Raw genomic sequence first — 20,925 nt, forward strand, 5'->3', positions numbered from 1 at the left:
GGAGGGCACGTGTGCGAGCGTACCCGCGCTGCGCCAACCCCATGGCCGCGGCGCCTGGGAGGGACCCTCAGCCCTCCCGGCACCGCAGCCCGGAGCTGCTCGACCGAGCGGGTGTGCGGTCCCGCGCGGCCTTGTGGAGGTGACGGCGCAGTCAGGGCAGAGAGCACCGCTACCTCGATCCACCCTCCTGTGCGGGGAGGGAGGAGACTTTGTTCTTTACCTGCACATTGTGGACTAGACCATTATCCGTGTCCATGGCCGTGCCGGGTCAAATTACCGGATGAAGTGCCCGCGTGCGGACACGCGCGGACATCAGCGGGTCTCGGTGACCTTCGCGAGGGCGCGCGGAGCGTCCGGATCCTGGCCCCGGGCGATCGTCACCTCGTACGCCAGGAGCTGGAGCGGAAGGATCTCCAGCACCGGCTGGAGTTCCTCCGGGACGCCCTCCAGCGCGAGTACGAAACCGGCCGAGGCCGCGCCGACCTGCGCCGCGGGGCCGATCACCACGAGGTCCGCCCCGCGGCCGCGCAGGCGGTCCAGTACCGGCTGGAGGGCCTCGCCGCCCTTGCCCGCCGTCACGACCGCGATGACCGGGGAGATGTTGTCCACCATGGCGAGCGGGCCGTGCAGCAGGTCTGCGCCGGAGTAGGAGAGCGCGGGGATGTAGCTCGTATCCATGAGCTTGAGCGCCGCCTCCTTGGCCGTGGGGTAGCCGTAGCCGCGCGAGGTGATGACCATGCGCCCCGCGAACCGGTAGCGCCCGGCCAGCTGCCTGATCTCCTCCCGGCGGGTCAGGATCCGTTCGGCGTGGTCCGGCAGGACGGAGGCCGCCGACCCGTCGCCGCCCCGCAGGCCGTCGACGAGGAGGTAGAGGGCGAGGAGGGAGGCGGTGTACGTCTTGGTGGCGGGCAGGGCCTTCTCCTGGCCCGCCAGGATGTCGATGTGGTGCTCGCTGACCGCTGCGAGCGGCGAGTCCGCGTTGTTGGTGACGGCGAGGGTGATCGCCCCCGCCTCGCGGGCCGCCCGCGTGGAGGCGACGAGGTCGGGGGAGCCGCCGGACTGGCTGACCGTGACGACCAGGACGTCCCGCAGGTCCGGGCGGGCGCCGTACGCCGTCGTCGTCGACATCGAGCTCAGGCCGCACGGCAGGCCGAGCTGGATCTCCAGCAGGTACTTCGCGTAGAGGGCCGCGTTGTCCGACGTGCCGCGGGCGGCGAGCAGGACGAAGCGCGGGCCCTGCGCGGCGATGGCCCGCGCGGTCTCGCGGATGCGCGGTGCGCCGGTTTCCAGGAGCCGGCGCAGTACGGCGGGCTGCTCGGCGATCTCGGCTGCCATCATCCTGCCTGGCTGTTCGACCATGCTCGATACCCCCAAAAAGGTGACGATCCACGCGTCTCAGTCGACCATGGAAAGACGGACGTCCGCATGGCGAAGAGCACCTGGAACACGGTGCCACCTCTGCTAGATTGGTCTATACCACAAGCGGCTCCTCCTCTCAGATCGGCAGGCTCAGCGTGGAAGTTGTCATCGTCCCGGACGCCAAAGCGGGCGGCGAGCTCATCGCGGCGGCCATCGGCCGGCTGCTGACCCACAAGCCCGACGCACTGCTCGGCGTGGCCACCGGCTCCTCCCCGCTGCCCGTCTACGAGGCGCTGACGGCCATGGTCCGCGCGGGCGAGGTCGACGCGTCGCGCGCACGGGTCTGCCAGCTCGACGAGTACGTCGGCCTGCCCGCCGGGCACCCCGAGTCCTACCGCTCCGTCGTGCTGCGCGAGGTCGTCGAGCCCCTCGGTCTGGCCGCGGAGTCCTTCATGGGCCCCGACGGGTCCGCCGAGGACATCGAGGCCGCCTGCGCGGCCTACGACCGCGCGCTGAGCGAGGCGGGCGGCGTGGACCTCCAGCTGCTCGGGATCGGCACCGACGGGCACATAGGCTTCAACGAGCCGTGCTCCTCGCTCGCCTCCCGCACCCGCATCAAGACGCTGACCGAGCAGACCCGCGTCGACAACGCGCGCTTCTTCGACGACGACATCGACCAGGTGCCCCACCACGTCGTCACCCAGGGCATCGGCACCATCCTGGAGGCGCGCCACCTGGTGCTGCTCGCCACCGGCGAGGGCAAGGCCGAGGCCGTGGCGCAGACCGTCGAGGGGCCGGTGGCGGCGCTGGTTCCGGCTTCCGCGCTCCAGCTGCACCCGCACGCGACGGTCGTCGTCGACGAGGCGGCGGCGTCCAAGCTGAAGCTGGCGGACTACTTCCGGGCGACGTACGCGGCGAAGCCGGCCTGGCAGGGGCTGTAGCAGCGAGCCCCACCGCACCTGCGACGCGTGCCGAGGTCCCCCCGGACCTCGGCACGCGTCGTCGTGCGGCGGCCGCTCAGACGCCCGCGATCACCTCGGCGGCCGCCCGGCCGCAGACCCGCGCCGCGCCGTGCGTGGCGATGTACAGGGCACCGCGCGCCTGCGCCTGCGGCACGCCCATCTCGACCACGACCGTGTCGGGGCGGGCGGCGGTCAGCGACTCCAGCGCGACACCCATCCACGGGTGGCGGTGGGCGTCGCGTACGACCGCGACGATGCGGCGGCCGCCCGCGTCCGCCGTCACCCGCTCCGCCGTGGCGTTCTCCCCGCCGTAGGCTCCCGTCGCGGTGCCGGGCAGCAGGCGCGCCAGCTCGGCGGCCACGCCCCAGGGCGTCTCGTCGCCGACGGCGATGTTGGTTCCGGCGGAGAAGGACGCGACGTACGGGGCGGCGGCGACCGGTTCGTAACCGGGGCTCCGCGTGATGCGCAGCGCCCGCCGTGCGGCCACCAGTCCGACCTCGCCGCGGGAGCCCGCGCCGGGTCCGGGCGCGGTCCCCTCCTGTGAAGCCGCGCCCGGCCCGGAGGCCCCCCGGGCCCCCCTGGTCTGCTGCGCCCAGCCCGCGAGCGCGCGCACGCGCGCGGCCGCGTCGGCCAGCCGTTCCTCCGGCAGTACGCCGTCCCGCACGGCCGCGACGAGCGCGTCGCGCAGCCGCAGCACGGTCTCGTCGTCCGCCAGCCCGCCCCCGACGCAGATCGCGTCGGCGCCGGCGGCGATCGCCATGACGCTGCCACGCTCGATGCCGTACGTCGCGGAGATGGCCTGCATCTCCATGCCGTCGGTGATGATCAGCCCGTCGTAGCCGAGCTCCTCGCGCAGCAGACCGGTGAGGATCTGCGGGCTCAGAGTGGCCGGACGGGACGGGTCGAGCGCAGGAAGCAGGATATGCGCGCTCATGACAGATTTGGAGCCCGCCGCGATCGCCGCCCGGAAAGGCACCAGCTCACGGGCGTGCAGTGTGTCCAAATCCACGTCGATGGTGGGGAGTGCGTGGTGCGAGTCGACGGCGGTGTCGCCGTGGCCGGGGAAGTGCTTGGTGCAGGCGGCGACTCCGGAGTCCTGGAGGCCCTCGACGTACGCGGCGGTGTGCCGGGCGACGAGCAGTGGGTCGGCGCCGAAGGAACGTACCCCGATGACCGGATTGCCCGGGTTGGAGTTGACGTCGGCGGAGGGCGCCCAGTTGAGGTTGACGCCGCATTCGGCCAGCCTGCGGCCGAGTTCACGGGCGACGTCCCGGGTGAGCGCGGTGTCGTCGACGGCGCCGAGCGCGAGGTTGCCCGGGAACGAGGAGCCGCTGCGGACCTCCAGGCGGGTGACGTCGCCGCCCTCCTCATCGATCGCCACGAGCATGTCGTCGCGCTCGGCGCGCAACCGCCCGGTGAGCGAGGCGAGTTGCTCCGGCGAGGCGATGTTGCGGCCGAACAGGCCGACCGAGGTGAGACCTTCGCCGACGCGGCGCAGCAGCCAGTCGGGGGCGGTGGCCCCCTCGAAGCCGGGCTGGAGGACCGCGAGGGCGTCGCGGGTCAGGGTGTCCGTACGGCTCACGAATGTCGTCATGGCGGCGTTATCCCTTCACTGCGCCGGCCGTCAGGCCCGCGGCCATCTTGCGCTGGACGAGGAGGAAGAGGATCACGATGGGGACGGCCATCATGGTGGCGCCGGCCATCATCGGGGCGTACTCGGTGCCGTGCTTGGTGGTGAAGTTGCCGAGCCAGACGGTCGCCGTCTGGTTCTGCTGGCTCATCAGCATCAGCGCGTACAGGTATTCGTTCCACGCCTGGATGAATCCGTACACCGAGGTCGCCACCATTCCGGGGGCGAGCAGCGGGAAGACGACGCGGACGAACGCACCGGAGCGGGTGCAGCCGTCGACCATGGCCGCCTCCTCCAGCTCCTTGGGGATGTTCACGATGAAGCCGCGCAGCGTCCACACGGTGAAGGGGAGGACGAAGGTCAGGTACGTGACGATGAGGCCGGTGATCTTGTCGTACTGACCGAACTCGTTCAGGAGCAGGAAGACCGGGATGATCATGGCGACCAGCGGGACCATCTGGACCGCGAGGATGCCGACGATCACGATCTTGCGGCCCCGGAAGGCGAACCGCGAGATGGCGAGCGCGGCGAGCATGCCGACCACGATGCCGATGACGACCACGACGGAGGAGACGGCCAGGCTGCGACCGACCGGGCCCCAGAAGTCCGCCACGTCGAACGCCCGCCGGAAGTTCTCCAGCGTGAACGGGCTGGGGAAGAACTGGGGATCGGGGTCGATCGCGTCCTTGGCGGGCTTGAACGCCGTGTTGAGCATCCAGTAGACCGGGAAGCCCATGACGACGAAGACCAGCAGCCCGAGGGCGTTCCAGCCGGCCTTGCCCCTCCTGCCCCTGCGGGGACGGCTCCTGGGGGGCGCGACGGCGGCGGGAGCCGCGGTGGTCGAGGTCACTCCACCTCTCCGATCTTGAGCATCTGACGCATGTAGACGGCGACCACGCCCAGCAGCAGCAAGACGGTGACCAGGGCGATCGCGGAGCCGCCGGAGTAGTCGTTGACCACGAACGCCTTCTGGTACGAGTACGTGGTGAGCAGCTGGAACTCGGCTTCGGGGTTGCCGCCCCGCATCACGAAGACCTGCGGGAAGACGCCCATGTCCCAGATGACCGACAGCGTGGTCAGCATGACGAGGATGGGCTTGAGGATGGGCAGGGTGACCCAGCGGAAGACGCCCCAGGCCCCGGCTCCGTCGAGCCGGGCGGCCTCTTCCATCTCCTTGGGGACCTGGGTCAGTCCGGCGCTCAGCGTGATCACGACGAACGGAACGGCGCCCCACACGACGAGCAGCATGATGACGGCGAGGCCCTGCGGGCCGCTGGCGAACCAGTTGTGGCCGACCATCTCGACCCCGGGCAGTTTGCTCAGCAGCCAGTTGAGCACGCCGTAGTCGGTGTCGAAGATCCACTTGAAGATGGCCGTGGCGACGATGATGGGCATCCCCCAGCTCGCCACGAGGGCGATGCTGATGAGCGCCTTCACCCAGCCCGACACCCGCTGCATCAGCAGGGCGATCAGCATGCCGAGCACCATGGTGAGGATGACGGCGCCGGCCGTGAAGACGACGGTCCGTACGACGACCGCCCAGAACTCGCCGTCGCCCAGGATGGCGGCGAAGTTCTTCAGGCCGACCCACTCGGCCTCCTTGAAGCCCCACAGCTCCGATTTCCCGAAGCTCTGGAACGAGAGCGTCACCAGCCGCACCAGCGGATAGCCCATGACGAGCACGATGACCAGCAGGCAGGGAGCGAGCAGCGCCCACGGCACGGCGGCTGAGCCGGCGGACGGCTTCCTGGCGGGTTTCTCCGGTACCCGCGCCCCGGTTCGCGGCGACGGCCGCGTCGGCGGCGCCTTGGCGGTGGTTGTCTCTGCGGCACTCATCGCGCGCTCCTCACAGCTCCCTCTCCTACTGCGGGCGGGCAGGGCCACGCCGGTACGGCGGTGGCCCTGCCCGCTCGAGGTCACTTGGTGTTGATGACCTTGTCGATCTTGGCGTCGGCGGCCTTGGCGGCGGCCTCGACCGACTTCTTGCCGGTGCCGATCTCCTGGAGCATGGTCTGGAGGATCTTGCCCTTCTCGACCTGGCCCCAGCCGGGAGCGGTGGGAACGAACCAGCTGGACGCGGCGGCCGTGGCCGGGACGGCGGTCGCCGGGTCCGACTTCAGGGGCTCCAGGTCCGACTTGTTGTTCGGGAGGTTGCCCTTGCCGATGAGGCCCTTCTGGCCCTTGGCGCCGGTGAACGCGTTGATCCACTCGCCCGCGACGGCCTGGGCGTCGGACTTGACCGGGATGGCCAGGTCGGAGCCGCCGAGGAAGACCGGGAGGTTCTTGCCGGACGGGCCGGGCATCACGAAGCTCTCGATCTTGTCGGCGAGCTTGCCGACCTTGTCGTTCTTCGGGTCGGCGGCGGTCCCGCCCTCCCACGCGGCGGCGAACATGGTCGCGGCCTTGCCCTGGCCGAAGACGACCGGGCGGTCGGCCTCGTCCTTGGTCTTGTCCGCGTGCATGTACTTGTCGAGGACCTTCTTGTACTCGCCCAGGCCCTTGAGGGACTCCGGCGAGGACAGGTTGGACTTCCACTGGTCGCCGGACTGCTCGGCGATGGAGCCGCCGGCGTCGTAGACGAACGACATGGCCGCGTACCAGTCGGGCGACGGCTGGTACCAGGCGCTGAACTTGTCGCCCTTCTTCGCCTGGATCTTGTCCAGGGCCGAGGTGAGCTCCTTGTACGTCTTCGGCGGGGTCTTCACGCCCGCCTCGGCGGCGATGTCCTTGCGCCAGGTGGCGACGCGGCCACCGGCGTAGTAAGGCACGCCGTACGTCTTGCCCTCGTACGTGACGGACAGTTTGAGACCGTCCAGCCACTCGTCCGACTTGTCGAACTTCGACGGGTCGACCTCGGCGAAGGCGCCGGTGGACATGTAGCCCACCATCTCGGAGTTGCCCATCTCGACGACGTCGGGGGCCTTGTCCGTGGCGAGTACGGCGTCGAGCTTGGCGTTCTTGTCCGGCCAGCCGTAGTACTCGTGCTTGATCTTGATGCCCGGGTACTTCTTGGCGATCGTGTCGTCCGCCGCCTTGACCAGCTCGGGCCAGTTGTTCTGGGCGTCGACCGTGAGCCAGACCGTGAGCTCCTTCGGCTTCGCCTCGTCGCCACCGCCCGTGCCGCCGGAGTCGCCACACGCCGCGATGCCGACCATCATGCCCGCGACGCCTATCGCCGCGATGAGCTTGCGCTTCACGCCACCCTCCTCAGGGATGCCTGACCCCCCCTGCCCACCGTGAAGACTTACGACAAGTACTGCCCGGGGGTGGGACCTTGGTCTTTAATGGTTTAGACCAGTACCGGGAGCTTGGCCTAGACCTTTAGGGGTGTCAAGGGTGTATAAGAAGGGCTCTCGCGTCCGTTATCGGACCGACACCTGAGCAAGGGCGACGACCTTCGGCGAGGCCGTGCCACCATGTGAGCCGCGACAGTCGGAGGAGCCGGTGACGGCAGCAGCACAGAAGTCGGAGAGGCGGGTCATGGCCACGGACGGGGGCGGCACGGAGGCCGAGGGCACGGCGGCGGCGGCGACACGCAGCGCGCGCGTGCCCAAGTACTACCGGCTCAAGCGGCATTTGCTGGACATGACGGAAACCCTGCCGCCGGGGACCCCCGTACCGCCGGAGCGGACCCTGGCGGCCGAGTTCGACACGTCCCGCACGACCGTGCGCCAGGCGCTCCAGGAGCTGGTCGTCGAGGGCCGCCTGGAGCGGATCCAGGGCAAGGGCACGTTCGTGGCCAAGCCCAAGGTCTCGCAGGCGCTGCAACTCACCTCGTACACCGAGGACATGCGGGCGCAGGGCCTGGAGCCCACCTCGCAGCTCCTGGACATCGGTTACGTCACCGCCGACGACACGCTCGCCGGCCTGCTCGACATCTCGACGGGCGGGCGGGTCCTGCGCATCGAGCGGCTGCGGCTGGCGAGCGGCGAGCCGATGGCGATCGAGACGACGCACCTGTCGGCGAAGCGCTTCCCGGCACTGCGCCGCTCGCTCGTCAAGTACACCTCGCTCTACACGGCGCTGGCGGAGGTCTACGACGTCCGCCTGGCCGAGGCCGAGGAGACCATCGAGACGTCACTGGCCACGCCGCGCGAGGCGGGGCTGCTCGGCACGGACGTGGGCCTGCCGATGCTGATGCTCTCCCGGCACTCGATCGACGGGAACGGCGAGCCGGTGGAGTGGGTGCGCTCGGTCTACCGCGGCGACCGCTACAAGTTCGTGGCGAACCTCAAGCGGCCTACGGACTGACCCGGCGGCACGCCAGGGACCTGCCGGGGGTCCGGGGGCCGCCCCCCCCGGGACAGCACAGCGCGGCGAACCTGACGGCCGACGGCCTGACGCGAGCCTGACACGTAGGAGCTCCGGTACGGCCCCGACCTGCAATGGTCGGGCCGTGTCCGTACCGATATGCGGACGGGGGGTTACGCCCGGCGGTCACAGCACCTAGATTTCGCGCACGTTACGAGAAAGATCGCGCGAGGGGACGGACCGTCATGCCGGAGCCGCAGTCGACAACGCCAGCCCAGAGACGACGGGCCCTGTCCCCGAAGTCCATCGCCGTGTGGAGCGCCGTGGCTCTCGTCGGCGCCATCGCCTGGGCGGTGCTCGCCCTCTCGCGCGGTGAGGAGGTGTCCGCAGCCTGGATGCTGGCGGCGGCCCTCGGCTCGTACGCCATCGCGTACCGCTTCTACTCGCGCTTCATCGCGAACCGCGTGCTGAAGGTCGACAAGAACCGTGCCACCCCCGCCGAGCGGCTCGACAACGGTGTCGACTTCCACCCCACCGACCGCCGCGTGCTGTTCGGGCACCACTTCGCCGCCATCGCGGGCGCGGGCCCGCTGGTCGGTCCTGTGCTGGCCGCGCAGATGGGCTACCTGCCCGGCACGATATGGATCATCGTCGGCGTCATCCTCGCCGGCGCCGTCCAGGACATGGTGACGCTCTTCTTCTCCACCCGCCGCGACGGCCGTTCGCTCGGCCAGATGGCGCGGGACGAGATCGGGCCGTTCGGCGGCGCGGCCGCGCTGGTCGCCGTCTTCGCCATCATGATCATCCTGCTCGCGGTGCTCGCCCTGGTCATCGTGAACGCGCTGGCGCACTCGCCCTGGGGCGTCTTCTCCATCGGCATGACGATCCCGATCGCCCTGTTCATGGGCGTCTACCTGCGCGTGCTGCGTCCCGGCCGGGTCAGCGAGGTCTCCCTGATCGGCGTCGCGCTGCTGCTGCTCGCGATCGTCTCGGGCGGCTGGGTCGCGGAGTCCTCGTGGGCGGACACCTTCACGCTGGAGCCGGGCACGCTCGTCATCTGGATGATCGTGTACGGCTTCCTGGCCTCGGTCCTCCCGGTGTGGCTGCTGCTCGCCCCGCGCGACTACCTCTCCACCTTCATGAAGGTCGGCACGATCGGCCTGCTCGCGCTCGGTGTGTTCATCGCCCTGCCGACGATGAAGATGCCCGCGGTCACCGACTTCGCGACCAGCGGCACGGGACCGGTCTTCGCCGGCTCGATGTTCCCGTTCGTCTTCATCACCATCGCCTGCGGCGCACTCTCCGGCTTCCACTCCCTGGTCTCCTCGGGCACCACCCCGAAGATGGTCCAGAAGGAGACGCAGATCCGGATGATCGGCTACGGCGCGATGCTGACCGAGTCGTTCGTCGCCGTGATGGCGATGATCACGGCGTGCATCATCGACCCGGGTCTGTACTTCGCCATCAACTCGCCCGTCGGCGTGGTCGGTGACAGCGTCCAGGCGGCGTCCGAAGCGGTGACCAGCCTCGGCTTCTCCATCTCCCCTGAGGCGCTGGCCCAGGCCGCGAAGGACGTCGAGGAGCAGAGCCTGCTGTCGCGCACGGGTGGCGCGCCGACCTTCGCGCTCGGCATGTCGGAGATCTTCTCCGCCGTCGTCGGCGGCACCGCGATGAAGGCGTTCTGGTACCACTTCGCCATCATGTTCGAGGCGCTGTTCATCCTCACCACGGTCGACGCGGGCACCCGCGTCGGGCGCTTCATGCTCCAGGACATGCTGGGCAACGTCTACAAGCCGTTCCGCCAGGTCAGCTGGAAGCCCGGCGTCTGGTTCGCCAGCGCGGTCGTCGTCGGCGGCTGGGGCTACTTCCTGTGGGTCGGCGTGCACGACCCGTTGGGCGGCATCAACCAGCTCTTCCCGCTCTTCGGCATCGCGAACCAGTTGCTGGCCGCCGTCGCGCTCGCCGTCTGCACCACGCTCCTCGTCAAGTCCGGTCGCCTGAAGTGGGCGTGGGTCACCGCGGTGCCGCTCGCGTGGGACGTGGCGGTCACGCTCACCGCCAGCTGGCAGAAGGTCTTCTCGGACGACGTGAAGGTCGGCTTCTTCGCGCAGCGCGACAAGTACCAGGCGGGCATCGACGCGGGTCAGGTGCTGCCGCCCGCGAAGAACATGGACCAGATGCACACCGTCGTCACCAACTCGACCGTCGACGGCGTGCTGTGCGCGCTCTTCGCGGTCCTGATCGTGGTGGTGCTCGCGGACGCCGGCCGGGTCTGCCTCAAGGCGATCCGCGACCCGGAGAGCGTCAAGCTCCACGAGGCGCCGTACGTCGAGTCCAGGCTGGTCGCTCCCGCTTCGATCATCGCCACCAAGGAGGAGAAGGCCGAACTGGTCGCCGCCGGTGTCGGCCCGGAGGGCGGCAACCGCAAGGAGACGGCGGCCGCCGGGACGGGGACGCCCGAATGACGCCGGCGGACGTGCGGCGGGTGGCGGGCCGGATCCGCTGGTACGTCCGCGAGCTGACCGGCGAGTCGGCGTACGAGCGGTACGTGGCCCACGCGCGGTCCTGCGACCCCGGGGCGCCGGTCATGACCCGCCGCGAGTTCGAACGCAGCCGCACGGACGCCCGCGAGGCGGACCCCCGCGAGGGCTTCCGCTGCTGCTGAACGGTTCCACACGGGCCGCCGCGCCCCGTTCGGGAGATGCGGCGGCCCGTCGCCGTACAGGCCCCAGTGACGGCAACGGGGCGCCCCGGCGCGGCAGTCCGGTGCCACCCGGCGCCAGTAGGATCGCCGATCATGGACACGAACAATCTGCTGCTCGCCGTGGTCGTCCTGATCGCCTTCGTCGTGATCACCGGATCCGTCGCCGACAGCCGGGTCAGGCGCACCGGTCGCCAGGTCGCCCGACTCGAACGCAAGATCGACCTGATACTCGACCACCTGGGCATCGACCAGGCCGACCCTGAGATGGAGCAGGTCGTCGCGCTCCTGCGGGACGGCAAGAAGATCCCGGCGATCAAGAGCTACCGCGAGCTCACCGGAGCCGACCTGCTCCAGGCCAAGAACGCGGTGGAGCGGATGGAACGACAGCTCTGAGCCGGCGCGATACGACGGACCCCGCCGTCAGCGCACCCACTCCTTCAGGGCTTCGGTCTCCAGGGTGATGTCCACCGGGCCCGGCAGCGCCACAGACTTGCCGAACGGAACGGTGTGCGCGTTCTCGTACCGGACGCCGTCGGGCTCGCTGTAGACCCTCACCTCGCAGGCGTCGCGGTCGATCAGCAGGTACACCGGAATGCCGGTCTCGGCGTAGGCACGCGACTTCTCCACCCGGTCGCGCTGGTCGGTGTCGGTGTCGGTGTCGTACGACGTCACCTCGACGACCATCAGCACGGAATCGGGATCGGCCCACTCCCCCTGCCCGACGAAGGCATCACTGGGTGCGAGTGAGCCGTCGGGGCGCGCGGCCCTTCCGATACGCCTGCACCTTCAGCCCCTACTGTCATAGGGCGTACCTCCTTGTGCTCACGACGATAGCGGAGCCCTGTGACAACTGCGGTCGCTCCTCCGGCGCGACACAACATGTGGGGGCCGCATCATCCAACCGCCCCCACATGTATGCTCATGCTCGCTGTCGCCGCAGGGGAATCCGGTGCGAATCCGGAACTGTCCCGCAACGGTGTGATCGGTGTGCTTTGTGCACCCGGGAGTCCGAAGACCTGCCGACGGCGTATCCGGCTCGACCGAACCGGGTACCGACACGTCCGGGCCTCGCGGTTGGGCCGGTGGACGCTACGCGGTGTGCCGCCCTTCAGAGGTGACGCGTGCCCGTACGCCCCCGTTCCCCGCCGGCCCCGAGCCGAGCGAGGGAGAGCACCCCGTGACCATCGCGTCAGCCGATCCGGCAACTGCCACGGAGCCGACGGAGTCCACGGAGTCGACGCAGTCGTCCGACGGGCCCGGGACCGCACTGCTGCGGACCCTCACCGACCTGACCGCCGACCTCCCCGACACCGACCCGGGCAGAGTCGCCGCCGCCGCGCTGCGCGGCCGCAACGCGGCGTCGGACGCGGCCGAACTGCGGGGCCTCGCCACCGACGCCGCCGCCGGACTGATCTCCGAGGACCCGGCGTACTCCCGGCTCGCGGCACGCCTCCTGACCCGGACGATCCGCGACGAGGCGGCGACGCAGGGCGTCCGCACCTTCTCCGAGTCGGTGTCCGTCGGCCACCGCGAGGGCCTGATCGCCGACCGTACGGCCGCCTTCGTGACCGCCCACGCGGCCCGTCTCGACGCGCTCGTCGACCCCGCCGCCGACGACCGCTTCGGCTACTTCGGCCTGCGCACGGTCTACAGCCGCTACCTCCTGCGCCACCCGCTCACCCGCCAGGTCATCGAGACCCCGCAGCACTTCATGCTGCGCGTGGCGTCCGGCCTGGCCAAGGACGACTCCCCCGCGGCCGCCGACGAGGTCGCCGCGCTGTACCGCCTGATGAGCCGCCTGGACTACCTGCCGTCCTCGCCGACGCTCTTCAACTCCGGTACGCGCCACCCGCAGATGTCGTCCTGCTACCTGCTGGACTCGCCGCTGGACGAGCTCGACTCGATCTACGGCCGCTACCACGAGGTCGCGCGCCTCTCCAAGCACGCGGGCGGCATCGGCCTCTCGTACTCCCGCATCCGTGCCCGCGGCTCCCTGATCCGCGGCACCAACGGCCACTCGAACGGGATCGTCCCCTTCCTGCGCACCCTCGACTCGTCCGTCGCCGCCGTCAACCAGGGCGGCCGGCGCAAGGGCGCGGCCTGCGTCTACCTGGAGACCTGGCACGCGGACATCGAGGAGTTCCTGGAACTGCGCGACAACACGGGTGAGGAGGCGCGGCGTACGCACAACCTGAACCTCGCGCACTGGATCCCCGACGAGTTCATGCGCCGCGTCGACGCGGACGCCGACTGGTCGCTGTTCTCCCCCTCCGACGTCCCCGAGCTCGTCGACCTGTGGGGCGACGCGTTCGACCAGGCGTACCGCAAGGCGGAGGCGGACGGCCTGGCCCGTACGACGATCCCCGCACGCCAGCTGTACGGCCGGATGATGCGCACCCTGGCGCAGACCGGCAACGGCTGGATGACCTTCAAGGACGCGTCGAACCGTACGGCGAACCAGACCGCCGAGCCCGGCTCCGTCGTGCACTCCTCGAACCTGTGCACCGAGATCCTGGAGGTCACGGACGACGGGGAGACGGCCGTCTGCAACCTCGGTTCCGTCAACCTCGGCTCGTTCGTGACCGGGAACGGCGAGATCGACTGGGAGCGGCTGGACGAGACCGTGCGTACGGCCGTCACGTTCCTCGACCGCGTCGTCGACATCAACTTCTACCCGACCGAGCAGGCCGGGCGCTCCAACGCCAAGTGGCGCCCGGTGGGCCTGGGCGCGATGGGCCTCCAGGACGTCTTCTTCAAGCTGCGCCTGCCCTTCGACTCGGCCGAGGCCCGCGACCTGTCCACGCGGATCGCCGAGCGCATCATGCTCGCCGCGTACGAGGCGTCCTGCGACCTCGCCGAGGTCAGCGGCCCGCTCCCGGCCTGGGAGAAGACCCGCGCGGCGCGCGGCGTCCTGCACCCCGACCACTACGGCGTCGAGGTCACCTGGCCGGAGCGGTGGGACGCGCTGCGCGCCCGTGTCGCGAAGACCGGAATGCGCAACTCCCTGCTGCTCGCGATCGCGCCCACCGCGACCATCGCGTCCATCGCGGGCGTGTACGAGTGCATCGAGCCGCAGGTCTCCAACCTCTTCAAGCGCGAGACGCTCAGCGGTGAGTTCCTCCAGGTCAACGCGTACCTGGTGGAGGACCTGAAGAAGCTCGGCGTCTGGGACGCCCAGTCCCGCGAGGCGCTGCGCGAGTCGAGCGGCTCGGTGCAGGGCTTCAGCTGGATCCCCGAAGAGGTGCGGGCGCTGTACCGCACCGCGTGGGAGATTCCGCAGCGCGGTCTGATCGACATGGCGGCGGCCCGTACGCCGTACCTCGACCAGTCTCAGTCCCTGAACCTCTTCCTGGAGACGCCGACCATCGGGAAGCTCTCCTCGATGTACGCCTACGCGTGGAAGAAGGGGCTGAAGACGACGTACTACCTGCGCTCGCGCCCCGCGACCCGCATCGCCCGCGCGGCCGGCTCCGGCGCGGCCGCCGCGGCGCCCACCGCCCCCGTCCCCGTGCAGCAGGCCGCCGCCCCCGACGCGGACGCGATCGCCTGCTCCCTTGAGAACCCCGAGTCCTGCGAGGCGTGCCAGTAATGTCCACCCATACCGAAAAGAACCTTCTCGACCCGGGCTTCGAGCTGACTCTTCGCCCCATGCGCTACCCGGACTTCTACGAGCGCTACCGGGACGCGATCAAGAACACGTGGACGGTGGAGGAGGTCGACCTCCACTCGGACGTCGCCGACCTCGCCAAGCTCTCGCCCGGCGAGCAGCACATGATCGGCCGGCTGGTCGCCTTCTTCGCGACGGGCGACTCGATCGTCTCCAACAACCTCGTGCTGACCCTCTACAAGCACATCAACTCCCCCGAGGCGCGCCTGTACCTCTCGCGCCAGCTCTTCGAGGAGGCCGTGCACGTCCAGTTCTACTTGACGCTGCTCGACACCTACCTGCCCGACCCGGACGACCGCGCCGCGGCGTTCGACGCGGTGGAGGAGATCCCCTCGATCCGTGAGAAGGCGCAGTTCTGCTTCAAGTGGATGGACTCGGTCGAGAAGATCGAGCGCCTGGAGACGCAGGCCGACCGCCGCCGCTTCCTGCTGAACCTGATCTGCTTCGCGGCGTGCATCGAGGGTCTGTTCTTCTACGGCGCGTTCGCGTACGTCTACTGGTTCCGCTCGCGGGGCCTGCTGCACGGTCTGGCGACGGGGACCAACTGGGTCTTCCGCGACGAGACCATGCACATGAACTTCGCGTTCGAGGTCGTGGACACCGTCCGCAAGGAGGAGCCGGAGCTCTTCGACGAAGCCCTCCAGCAGCAGGTCACGGACATGCTGAAGGAGGCCGTCGAAGCGGAGCTCCAGTTCGGCCGCGACCTGTGCGGTGAGGGCCTGCCGGGCATGAACACGGAGTCGATGCGCGAGTACCTCCAGTGCGTCGCCGACCAGCGTCTGGAGCGCCTCGGCTTCGCCCCGGTGTACGGCTCGCAGAACCCGTTCTCGTTCATGGAGCTCCAGGGCGTGCAGGAGCTGACGAACTTCTTCGAGCGCCGCCCGTCGGCGTACCAGGTCGCGGTCGAGGGCTCGGTCGCCTTCGACGACGACTTCTAGCCGTCCCCGCCTGTGGGCTGTCCTCGCGTACGCGGGGGCAGCCCACAGCCGTACGGTCGTTCACCTGCCGGCCGACGACAGCACGTGCGAGGCGCTGGGCCGCCTCACCGGCCGCCGTCCGGGCGCGCTGCGGGTGGTGTCGGGCTGCCGCGGGCGGGGGTTCTCCGCCTCCCTGAGCTGTCGGTCGATCCGGCGTTCCCGGGCGTGGCCGACGAACGACGGGAGGGTGACGAGGACGAAGAGGACGAGGACCGCGAGGTAGTTCAAAGAGGTTTCCATGGCCTCCACTCTGGCCCTCGGGACCCAGAAAGGTCAGTGGCAGGACTGTCATGGAACCACGAATTACTGCCACACTCTCCCCATGTTGAGAAACGTTGCCGTGGCCCTGGTCGACGGAGTCAACCCGTTCGAACTGGGCGTCCTGTGCGAGGTGTTCGGAATGGACCGCAGCGATCAGGGGCTGCCGGTCTACGACTTCGCGGTCTGCGCCGCCGAACCGGGCCCGATCGCCGCCCGCTCGGGCGCCTTCTCCCTCTCCGTTCCGTACGGTCTCGACCGGCTGGAGAGCGCCGATCTCATCGCCATCCCCGCCGACCAGCACTGCGAGGCCCGCGCCTACCCCGAGCCGCTCCTGGACGCGCTGCGCCGGGCCGTCGACCGCGGGGCTCGCGTGCTCAGCGTCTGCTCGGGCGCGTTCGTGCTCGGGGCCGCGGGCCTGCTGGACGGGCGGCGCTGCACGACCCACTGGCGGCACTCCGCGGAGCTGGCCCGCCGCCATCCGCGCGCGAAGGTCGAGCCCGACGTGCTCTACGTCGACGAGGGCGCGGTCATCACCTCGGCCGGGACCGCCGCCGGGATCGACGCCTGCCTGCACCTCGTCCGCCAGGAGCACGGGTCCGAGGTCGCCAACACGATCGCCCGCCGCATGGTGGTCCCCCCGCACCGCGACGGCGGTCAGGCGCAGTACATCGAGCGCCCCCTGACGCACGTGCGCTGCGACACGGTGGGCGGGGTGCTGAGCTGGATGGAGCGGCACCTGGACCAGGAGATGACCGTGGAGCAGCTGGCGGAGCGGGCGCACATGTCGCCCCGCACCTTCGCGCGGCGCTTCCTGCAGGAGACGGGCACCACGCCGTACCGCTGGCTGCTGCGGCAACGGGTTCTGCTGGCGCAGGAGTTGCTGGAGGCGACGGACGACACGGTGGACGCGATCGCGGGGCGCGCGGGCTTCGGGAACGCGGCGGCGCTGCGTCATCAGTTCGTACGGTCGCTGGGAACCACTCCGAACGCGTACCGCCGCACCTTCCGGGGGCCGGCGCTGGCCGCGTAGGGCCGTCGCCGGGCCCCCGGCAGGGGGGCTCGGGGCAGGGGGCTCAGGAGACGCCGCAGCTCGACGCCGACCAGAACCGGCTCGCCCGGTGGTCCAGGTGCGTGTGGTCGCCGTGGCCGGGGTAGCCCGGGCCGAGGATGCCGTTGAAGCCGTGGTTGCGCGCCTGTTTGGCCAGCGTGCACAGGGAGTGCGGGCCGGCCCCGAGGTCGGCGGCGTCCCCGTACAGGTGCCGGCTGCCGCTCGCCCCGCCGACCGCGTCGTTGCACGCGTGCGACCGGAATCCGCTGGTGACGGTGATGGGCTGGTCGCCGAGCGCGTGCCGCAGCGCCTCCAGTTTCCACATGGTGCGCAGGGCGTTGGCCCTGGCGGTGGCCGCGCTCACCGCGCCGCCCTCCCAGGTGCTGTTGCAGTCGTTGAGTTTGGCGTAGCTGAAGTGGACGGGCGTGCAGTCGTCGTCCTGGAGGGCGTAGACCTTGCTGAAGGTGGCGCTGCCCGCGACGCCGTCGGCGGCGAGGCCGTACGCGGACTGGAAGCGCTTGACGGCGGCGGTGGTGGCGGGGCCGTAGGCGCCGTCGACGGAGAGCACCGCGCCGTAGCCGGGGTAGCCGCCGAGCCGGATCTGGAGCTGGGTGACATCGGCCCCGGTGGCGCCCTGGGACAGGGTGCGGGACCAGGTGTAGCAGCCGTCGGCGTGCGCGGCGCCGGCGGTGACGACCGTACCGGCCAGTCCGGCGATCATGAGCATGACAATACAGAGAACGGTTCTCGCCGTACGTCGGAGCATGGAACCTCCATACCGGGAACGCGGGAGCGGAAGCGGGGGGCACGCCCGACACTGACGCCCCCGCGGGCGCGCGTCAACAGGGCGACCCCCGTGGTCATTCGTCCGACCAATGGCGGTCGCCCCTCGGCGGCGGGGAGTCCGTCAGTCGTTCGGAACGGTCTCGTAGCGCGGGGTGCCTTCGGCCATCTGCTTCAGCGCGTCCTTGCGGTCGCGCTTCGACAGCCGGTCGATGTAGAGGTAGCCGTACAGGTGGTCCGTCTCGTGCTGGAGGCACCGTGCGAAGTAGCCCGTGCCGCGCACCTTGATCGGGTTGCCCCGGGCGTCCTGGCCGTGGACCACCGCGTAGTCGGGGCGGCCCAGTTCGGCGTACGCCGTCGGGACCGACAGGCAGCCCTCGTTGGACTCGTCGAGCTGGCGCTGCTCCTGCGGGAGCTCCTGCAGGACCGGGTTGCAGACCACGCCGACATGGCGCACGCCGTCGTCGTCCGGGCAGTCGTAGACGAAGACCTTGAGGTCGACGCCGATCTGGTTGGCGGCCAGGCCGACGCCCTCGGCGGCGCGCTGGCTGGCGAACATGTCGTCGATCAGCGCGGCGAGCTTGTCGTCGAACTCCGTGACGTCCTTGCACTCCTTGTGCAGGACCGGGTTCCCGACGACGGTGATGGGGCGGGCGGTGCCGCGCTCGCGGTGGGCCCGCTCGCGCTCCTCGGTGTTCTCCGTGTCCACGACGAACCCGTCGTTGATGACCTGCTGGTCCGTCGCCTGCTGGTCCGTCTCCTGCTGCGCCATGTCCGCCGTACGCCTTCCTCAAAACCAAGAAACCCGAGAAACCACAACCCGGCGATACCGGATCCGGTGCCCGTACAGCCTACGGGCAGGCCCCGGCGCCACGCTCAGCAGACTTCTTCGAGATCCCGCCACTCACGGCTGTCGGGGTTGTCGGCGACCCACCCGTCGAGCAGTCCGCGCACCAGTCCGGCGGGCGCGGCGATGCCGCACTCGCGCTCCGGCAGCCACAGCTCACCGGCACCGGCCGTGCGGTGCCCGAGCGGTCCGGGGTGGCCCGGCTCGCTGTGGTCGTGCGGGTCGAGGTGCTCGCCGTCGCCCTCGTCGCTGGGCATCTGCGACTCGGAGCAGGACCGGCAGAGCAGCCGTACGGACGAGGACCAGTCCTCGGCGGCGAAACCCGCGTCGGCGGCCAGCCGCTCCAGGGCGTCGCGGTCCGTCTCGGTGGCGGCCTCCAGGAGAACCACCCAGGTCGGCACGGGCGACGGCGCCCACAGTTCGATCTCGTCGAACACGGGGAAGGACGGCCCGGCGGCGGTGACGCGCTCGCCGTGCGGCACACCGTCGTGCAGGACGACCTCGCCCCAGCGCCGCCCCGAGGACGGCAGCGGGATCGAGAGCACCTCGATGCGGGCCGGGTCGAGCCTGCGGCCCCAGACCACCTCGGCCTCGCCCTCGGGCGAGAGGCGGACGGCGGCGCTGCCCAGCTCCATGCCGTGCGGCTCACCGCTCTCGGTGGGCTCGCCCGGCACCTTCAGGCCGTACGCCTGCCAGGCGCGACGGGCCAGCGGCCAGTCCTGGAGCGCGGTGGCCGCGATGCCGACGTTCCACCAGTCGGGAGCACCGGTCTCCCGGTCGAGGAGCGCGACGGCGCGCAGCCCGGCGGAACGCGCCTGTTCCCAGTCGTGCCGGAACTTGTGCAGCAGCGCGAGGTTGAACCAGGACTCGGACAACCAGGGCTCGAGGTCCGCCGCGCGTGTCAGCAGGGCTCCCGCGTCCTCGTACCGACCGTCACCGATCAGCGTGAACGCGCGGTCGGTGGCCTGCCGCCACGAGGCGGATGGCCGATGCCGTACCTTCCCGAAGATCTTCACGATTCCCGCCTGTCCCGCCTGCCGGTCGCTGAAGGTCAGTCCCCCCGGACGCCCTCTTGTTCCTCTTCTTCGCATCCAACCATGCCGGGTCGGAGGGCCGCTCATTACCCATGGGTTACCCAGGTGGGGACGGGGTCAGACCGCCCCGGGACAGGACACGCGCCAGGGATTCCACGACCTCGGGCTGATAGTCGCGGCCGGTCCCCAGGCGGAGCTGTTCCAGGGCGCTGAGCGGCCCGCCCAGTCCACCACCGCTTTCCCCCGAGAGATCGTCGTATGCGTTGACGGCGCGGACGATACGGGCGGAAAGCGGCTGCTCCCGGTAGGGGTCGGCCTGCCGTTCCACGACCACCGCGACCTCCGCGGGGACCCCGGTCTGGCGTACGACGGCTCCGCCCAGCAGGGCGATGCGGCGCTGTTCGTCGGCCGGGAGCGAGGCGGTGGCTCCGCCCTGGACGGGGTCGAGGAGGGAGAGCTGCCCGATGTCGTGCATCAGGGCCGCGTACTCGAGGACGGTGAGGTCCGGCTCGGAGAGCCCCAGCTCGCGCCCGACGGCGCGGCTGAGCAGGGCGACGCGGCGGGCGTGGCCCTGCGGGGTGTACCCGGCGATCTCGGTGGCGCGGGCGAGCGATGTGATGGTCTGGCGGTACGTCGTGCGGACGGCGGCGTACCGGCGGAAGGACAGCTGGGTGAGCAGCAGGGGTACGCAGAAGACGGGAAGCGCCCAGAGCCCGGCCACGGCGACGCCGAGCGCCATGACGGCCCCGGTCGCGCCGACGGCCGACCCGATCCCCAGGAGCGCGCGCAGCTCGTCGCGGAGCAGCGGCCCGTAGGGGTATCCGGTACGGGCGCGGGCCATGGCGGCGGCGAGCACGGCGCCGGCCAGGGCGGTGAGGACGAGCAGGAGCGCGAGGAGGAGCGCGTGGTGCGGGCCGTGGCCCACCCACGCTCCCCACAGCCCGGAGTTGTAGAGCGGCTGGAAGCACACGGCGGCGAAGGCGACGGTGAGGACGCGGCGGACGACGTGGTCGAGGGCTGGCCCGCGCCCGGCGGCGACGTGCGGCACCGCGCCGGCCAGGGCGGCCGCGACCACGACGGCGACGACCTGCAGGACGCCGTGCGCGGTGGGCTGACCGGCGATCTGGCCGAGCAGGGCGTAGGCCAGGGCACCCGCGGCGCCGAGCGGGGCGGGTTCGCGCTCGGCGGGCAGCGCGCAGGGACCGGTCCGTACGCCCCACCGGGAGAGCTCACCGAGGGTGATGAGCACGCCGAAGGCGAGGGCGATGCCGGGTTCGGTGACGCCGTGCCAGAGGGTGTGGCCGAGCGCGTAGGCGGTGAGCGCGGCGGCGGCGCCGTACACGACCCCGAGTGTGAGCACCGGCCCCCTCACGCGCCACGCCCCGCATGGGCCGTGGCGGCG

General features: G+C 70.7%; 18 protein-coding genes, 1 pseudogene and 1 riboswitch. Of the genes and pseudogenes, 8 read left to right on the forward strand and 11 right to left on the reverse strand.

Going from position 1 to position 20,925, the window contains the following annotated elements; translation table 11 throughout:
• Nucleotides 1–312: 312 nt before the first annotated feature.
• Entirely contained in the window at nucleotides 313–1,359 is a 1,047-nt protein-coding gene (locus AC07FK_RS02385) for an SIS domain-containing protein (protein WP_479101764.1), read from the reverse strand.
• A 155-nt stretch (nucleotides 1,360–1,514) separates the two neighbouring features.
• Here AC07FK_RS02385 and nagB point away from each other — a divergent pair, with 155 nt between their 5' ends.
• On the forward strand, nucleotides 1,515–2,300 hold the full coding sequence (nagB, locus tag AC07FK_RS02390) for a glucosamine-6-phosphate deaminase (protein WP_479101766.1): 786 nt from the start codon (nucleotides 1,515–1,517) through the stop codon (nucleotides 2,298–2,300).
• A gap of 76 nt (nucleotides 2,301–2,376) precedes the next feature.
• On the opposite strand, the gene AC07FK_RS02395 is transcribed toward nagB, so the two are convergent.
• From AC07FK_RS02395 to AC07FK_RS02410, 4 genes are all read right to left on the reverse strand, one after another.
• On the reverse strand, nucleotides 2,377–3,915 hold the full coding sequence (locus AC07FK_RS02395; protein WP_479101767.1) for a glycoside hydrolase family 3 protein: 1,539 nt from the start codon (nucleotides 3,913–3,915) through the stop codon (nucleotides 2,377–2,379).
• A 7-nt stretch (nucleotides 3,916–3,922) separates the two neighbouring features.
• Entirely contained in the window at nucleotides 3,923–4,801 is an 879-nt protein-coding gene (locus AC07FK_RS02400; RefSeq protein WP_479101769.1) for a carbohydrate ABC transporter permease, read from the reverse strand.
• Nucleotides 4,798–5,787 (reverse strand): carbohydrate ABC transporter permease, encoded by a 990-nt coding sequence (locus AC07FK_RS02405; protein ID WP_479101771.1) that lies wholly within the window; start codon nucleotides 5,785–5,787, stop codon nucleotides 4,798–4,800. Before AC07FK_RS02405 ends, AC07FK_RS02400 begins: the two co-directional genes overlap by 4 nt.
• An 80-nt stretch (nucleotides 5,788–5,867) precedes the next feature.
• A complete protein-coding gene (locus AC07FK_RS02410; protein WP_479101773.1) occupies nucleotides 5,868–7,148 on the reverse strand; it encodes an extracellular solute-binding protein in 1,281 nt (426 codons plus the stop codon).
• Between the two features lie 283 nt (nucleotides 7,149–7,431).
• On the opposite strand from AC07FK_RS02410, the gene AC07FK_RS02415 reads away from it, so the two are divergent.
• From AC07FK_RS02415 to AC07FK_RS02430, 4 genes are all read left to right on the forward strand, one after another.
• Nucleotides 7,432–8,202, forward strand: a complete 771-nt coding sequence (locus AC07FK_RS02415; RefSeq protein ID WP_479102549.1) for a GntR family transcriptional regulator — start codon at nucleotides 7,432–7,434, stop codon at nucleotides 8,200–8,202.
• 245 nt (nucleotides 8,203–8,447) lie between these two features.
• Nucleotides 8,448–10,667 carry a carbon starvation CstA family protein gene (locus tag AC07FK_RS02420; protein ID WP_479101775.1) on the forward strand — a complete coding sequence of 740 codons (2,220 nt, stop codon included), beginning with the start codon at nucleotides 8,448–8,450 and terminating at the stop codon, nucleotides 10,665–10,667.
• On the forward strand, nucleotides 10,664–10,867 hold the full coding sequence (locus AC07FK_RS02425) for a YbdD/YjiX family protein (RefSeq protein ID WP_479101776.1): 204 nt from the start codon (nucleotides 10,664–10,666) through the stop codon (nucleotides 10,865–10,867). Before AC07FK_RS02420 ends, AC07FK_RS02425 begins: the two co-directional genes overlap by 4 nt.
• A 132-nt stretch (nucleotides 10,868–10,999) precedes the next feature.
• Nucleotides 11,000–11,299 carry a hypothetical protein gene (locus tag AC07FK_RS02430; protein WP_479101778.1) on the forward strand — a complete coding sequence of 100 codons (300 nt, stop codon included), beginning with the start codon at nucleotides 11,000–11,002 and terminating at the stop codon, nucleotides 11,297–11,299.
• Between the two features lie 27 nt (nucleotides 11,300–11,326).
• On the opposite strand, the pseudogene AC07FK_RS02435 reads toward AC07FK_RS02430, so the two are convergent.
• Nucleotides 11,327–11,699 (reverse strand): annotated as a pseudogene (locus AC07FK_RS02435) (Uma2 family endonuclease); the annotation flags it as partial.
• 122 nt (nucleotides 11,700–11,821) lie between these two features.
• Nucleotides 11,822–11,944: riboswitch (cobalamin riboswitch) on the forward strand.
• Nucleotides 11,945–12,083: 139 nt separating this feature from the next.
• On the opposite strand from AC07FK_RS02435, the gene AC07FK_RS02440 reads away from it, so the two are divergent.
• Both AC07FK_RS02440 and AC07FK_RS02445 read left to right on the forward strand, forming a co-directional pair.
• On the forward strand, nucleotides 12,084–14,495 hold the full coding sequence (locus AC07FK_RS02440) for a ribonucleoside-diphosphate reductase subunit alpha (protein ID WP_479101779.1): 2,412 nt from the start codon (nucleotides 12,084–12,086) through the stop codon (nucleotides 14,493–14,495).
• Nucleotides 14,495–15,511, forward strand: a complete 1,017-nt coding sequence (locus AC07FK_RS02445; protein ID WP_479101780.1) for a ribonucleotide-diphosphate reductase subunit beta — start codon at nucleotides 14,495–14,497, stop codon at nucleotides 15,509–15,511. The genes AC07FK_RS02440 and AC07FK_RS02445 overlap by 1 nt, the downstream gene beginning before the upstream one ends.
• A 60-nt stretch (nucleotides 15,512–15,571) precedes the next feature.
• Here the strand turns inward: AC07FK_RS02445 and AC07FK_RS02450 are convergent, their stop codons facing one another.
• Nucleotides 15,572–15,790, reverse strand: a complete 219-nt coding sequence (locus AC07FK_RS02450; protein WP_479101782.1) for a hypothetical protein — start codon at nucleotides 15,788–15,790, stop codon at nucleotides 15,572–15,574.
• Between the two features lie 82 nt (nucleotides 15,791–15,872).
• Here AC07FK_RS02450 and AC07FK_RS02455 point away from each other — a divergent pair, with 82 nt between their 5' ends.
• Nucleotides 15,873–16,841 carry a helix-turn-helix domain-containing protein gene (locus AC07FK_RS02455; protein ID WP_479101784.1) on the forward strand — a complete coding sequence of 323 codons (969 nt, stop codon included), beginning with the start codon at nucleotides 15,873–15,875 and terminating at the stop codon, nucleotides 16,839–16,841.
• Between the two features lie 43 nt (nucleotides 16,842–16,884).
• On the opposite strand, the gene AC07FK_RS02460 is transcribed toward AC07FK_RS02455, so the two are convergent.
• From AC07FK_RS02460 to AC07FK_RS02475, 4 genes are all read right to left on the reverse strand, one after another.
• Nucleotides 16,885–17,625 carry a D-Ala-D-Ala carboxypeptidase family metallohydrolase gene (locus AC07FK_RS02460; protein WP_479101786.1) on the reverse strand — a complete coding sequence of 247 codons (741 nt, stop codon included), beginning with the start codon at nucleotides 17,623–17,625 and terminating at the stop codon, nucleotides 16,885–16,887.
• A gap of 141 nt (nucleotides 17,626–17,766) precedes the next feature.
• Complete coding sequence (def, locus tag AC07FK_RS02465; protein WP_479101787.1) at nucleotides 17,767–18,414, reverse strand: peptide deformylase; 648 nt, start codon at nucleotides 18,412–18,414, stop codon at nucleotides 17,767–17,769.
• 104 nt (nucleotides 18,415–18,518) lie between these two features.
• Nucleotides 18,519–19,505, reverse strand: coding sequence for a tetratricopeptide repeat protein (locus AC07FK_RS02470; RefSeq protein WP_479101789.1), 987 nt, complete (start codon nucleotides 19,503–19,505; stop codon nucleotides 18,519–18,521).
• 115 nt (nucleotides 19,506–19,620) lie between these two features.
• Complete coding sequence (locus AC07FK_RS02475; RefSeq protein WP_479101791.1) at nucleotides 19,621–20,883, reverse strand: HD-GYP domain-containing protein; 1,263 nt, start codon at nucleotides 20,881–20,883, stop codon at nucleotides 19,621–19,623.
• Between the last annotated feature and the right edge of the window lie 42 nt (nucleotides 20,884–20,925).

This window comes from Streptomyces sp. NPDC046122 (assembly GCF_056429965.1).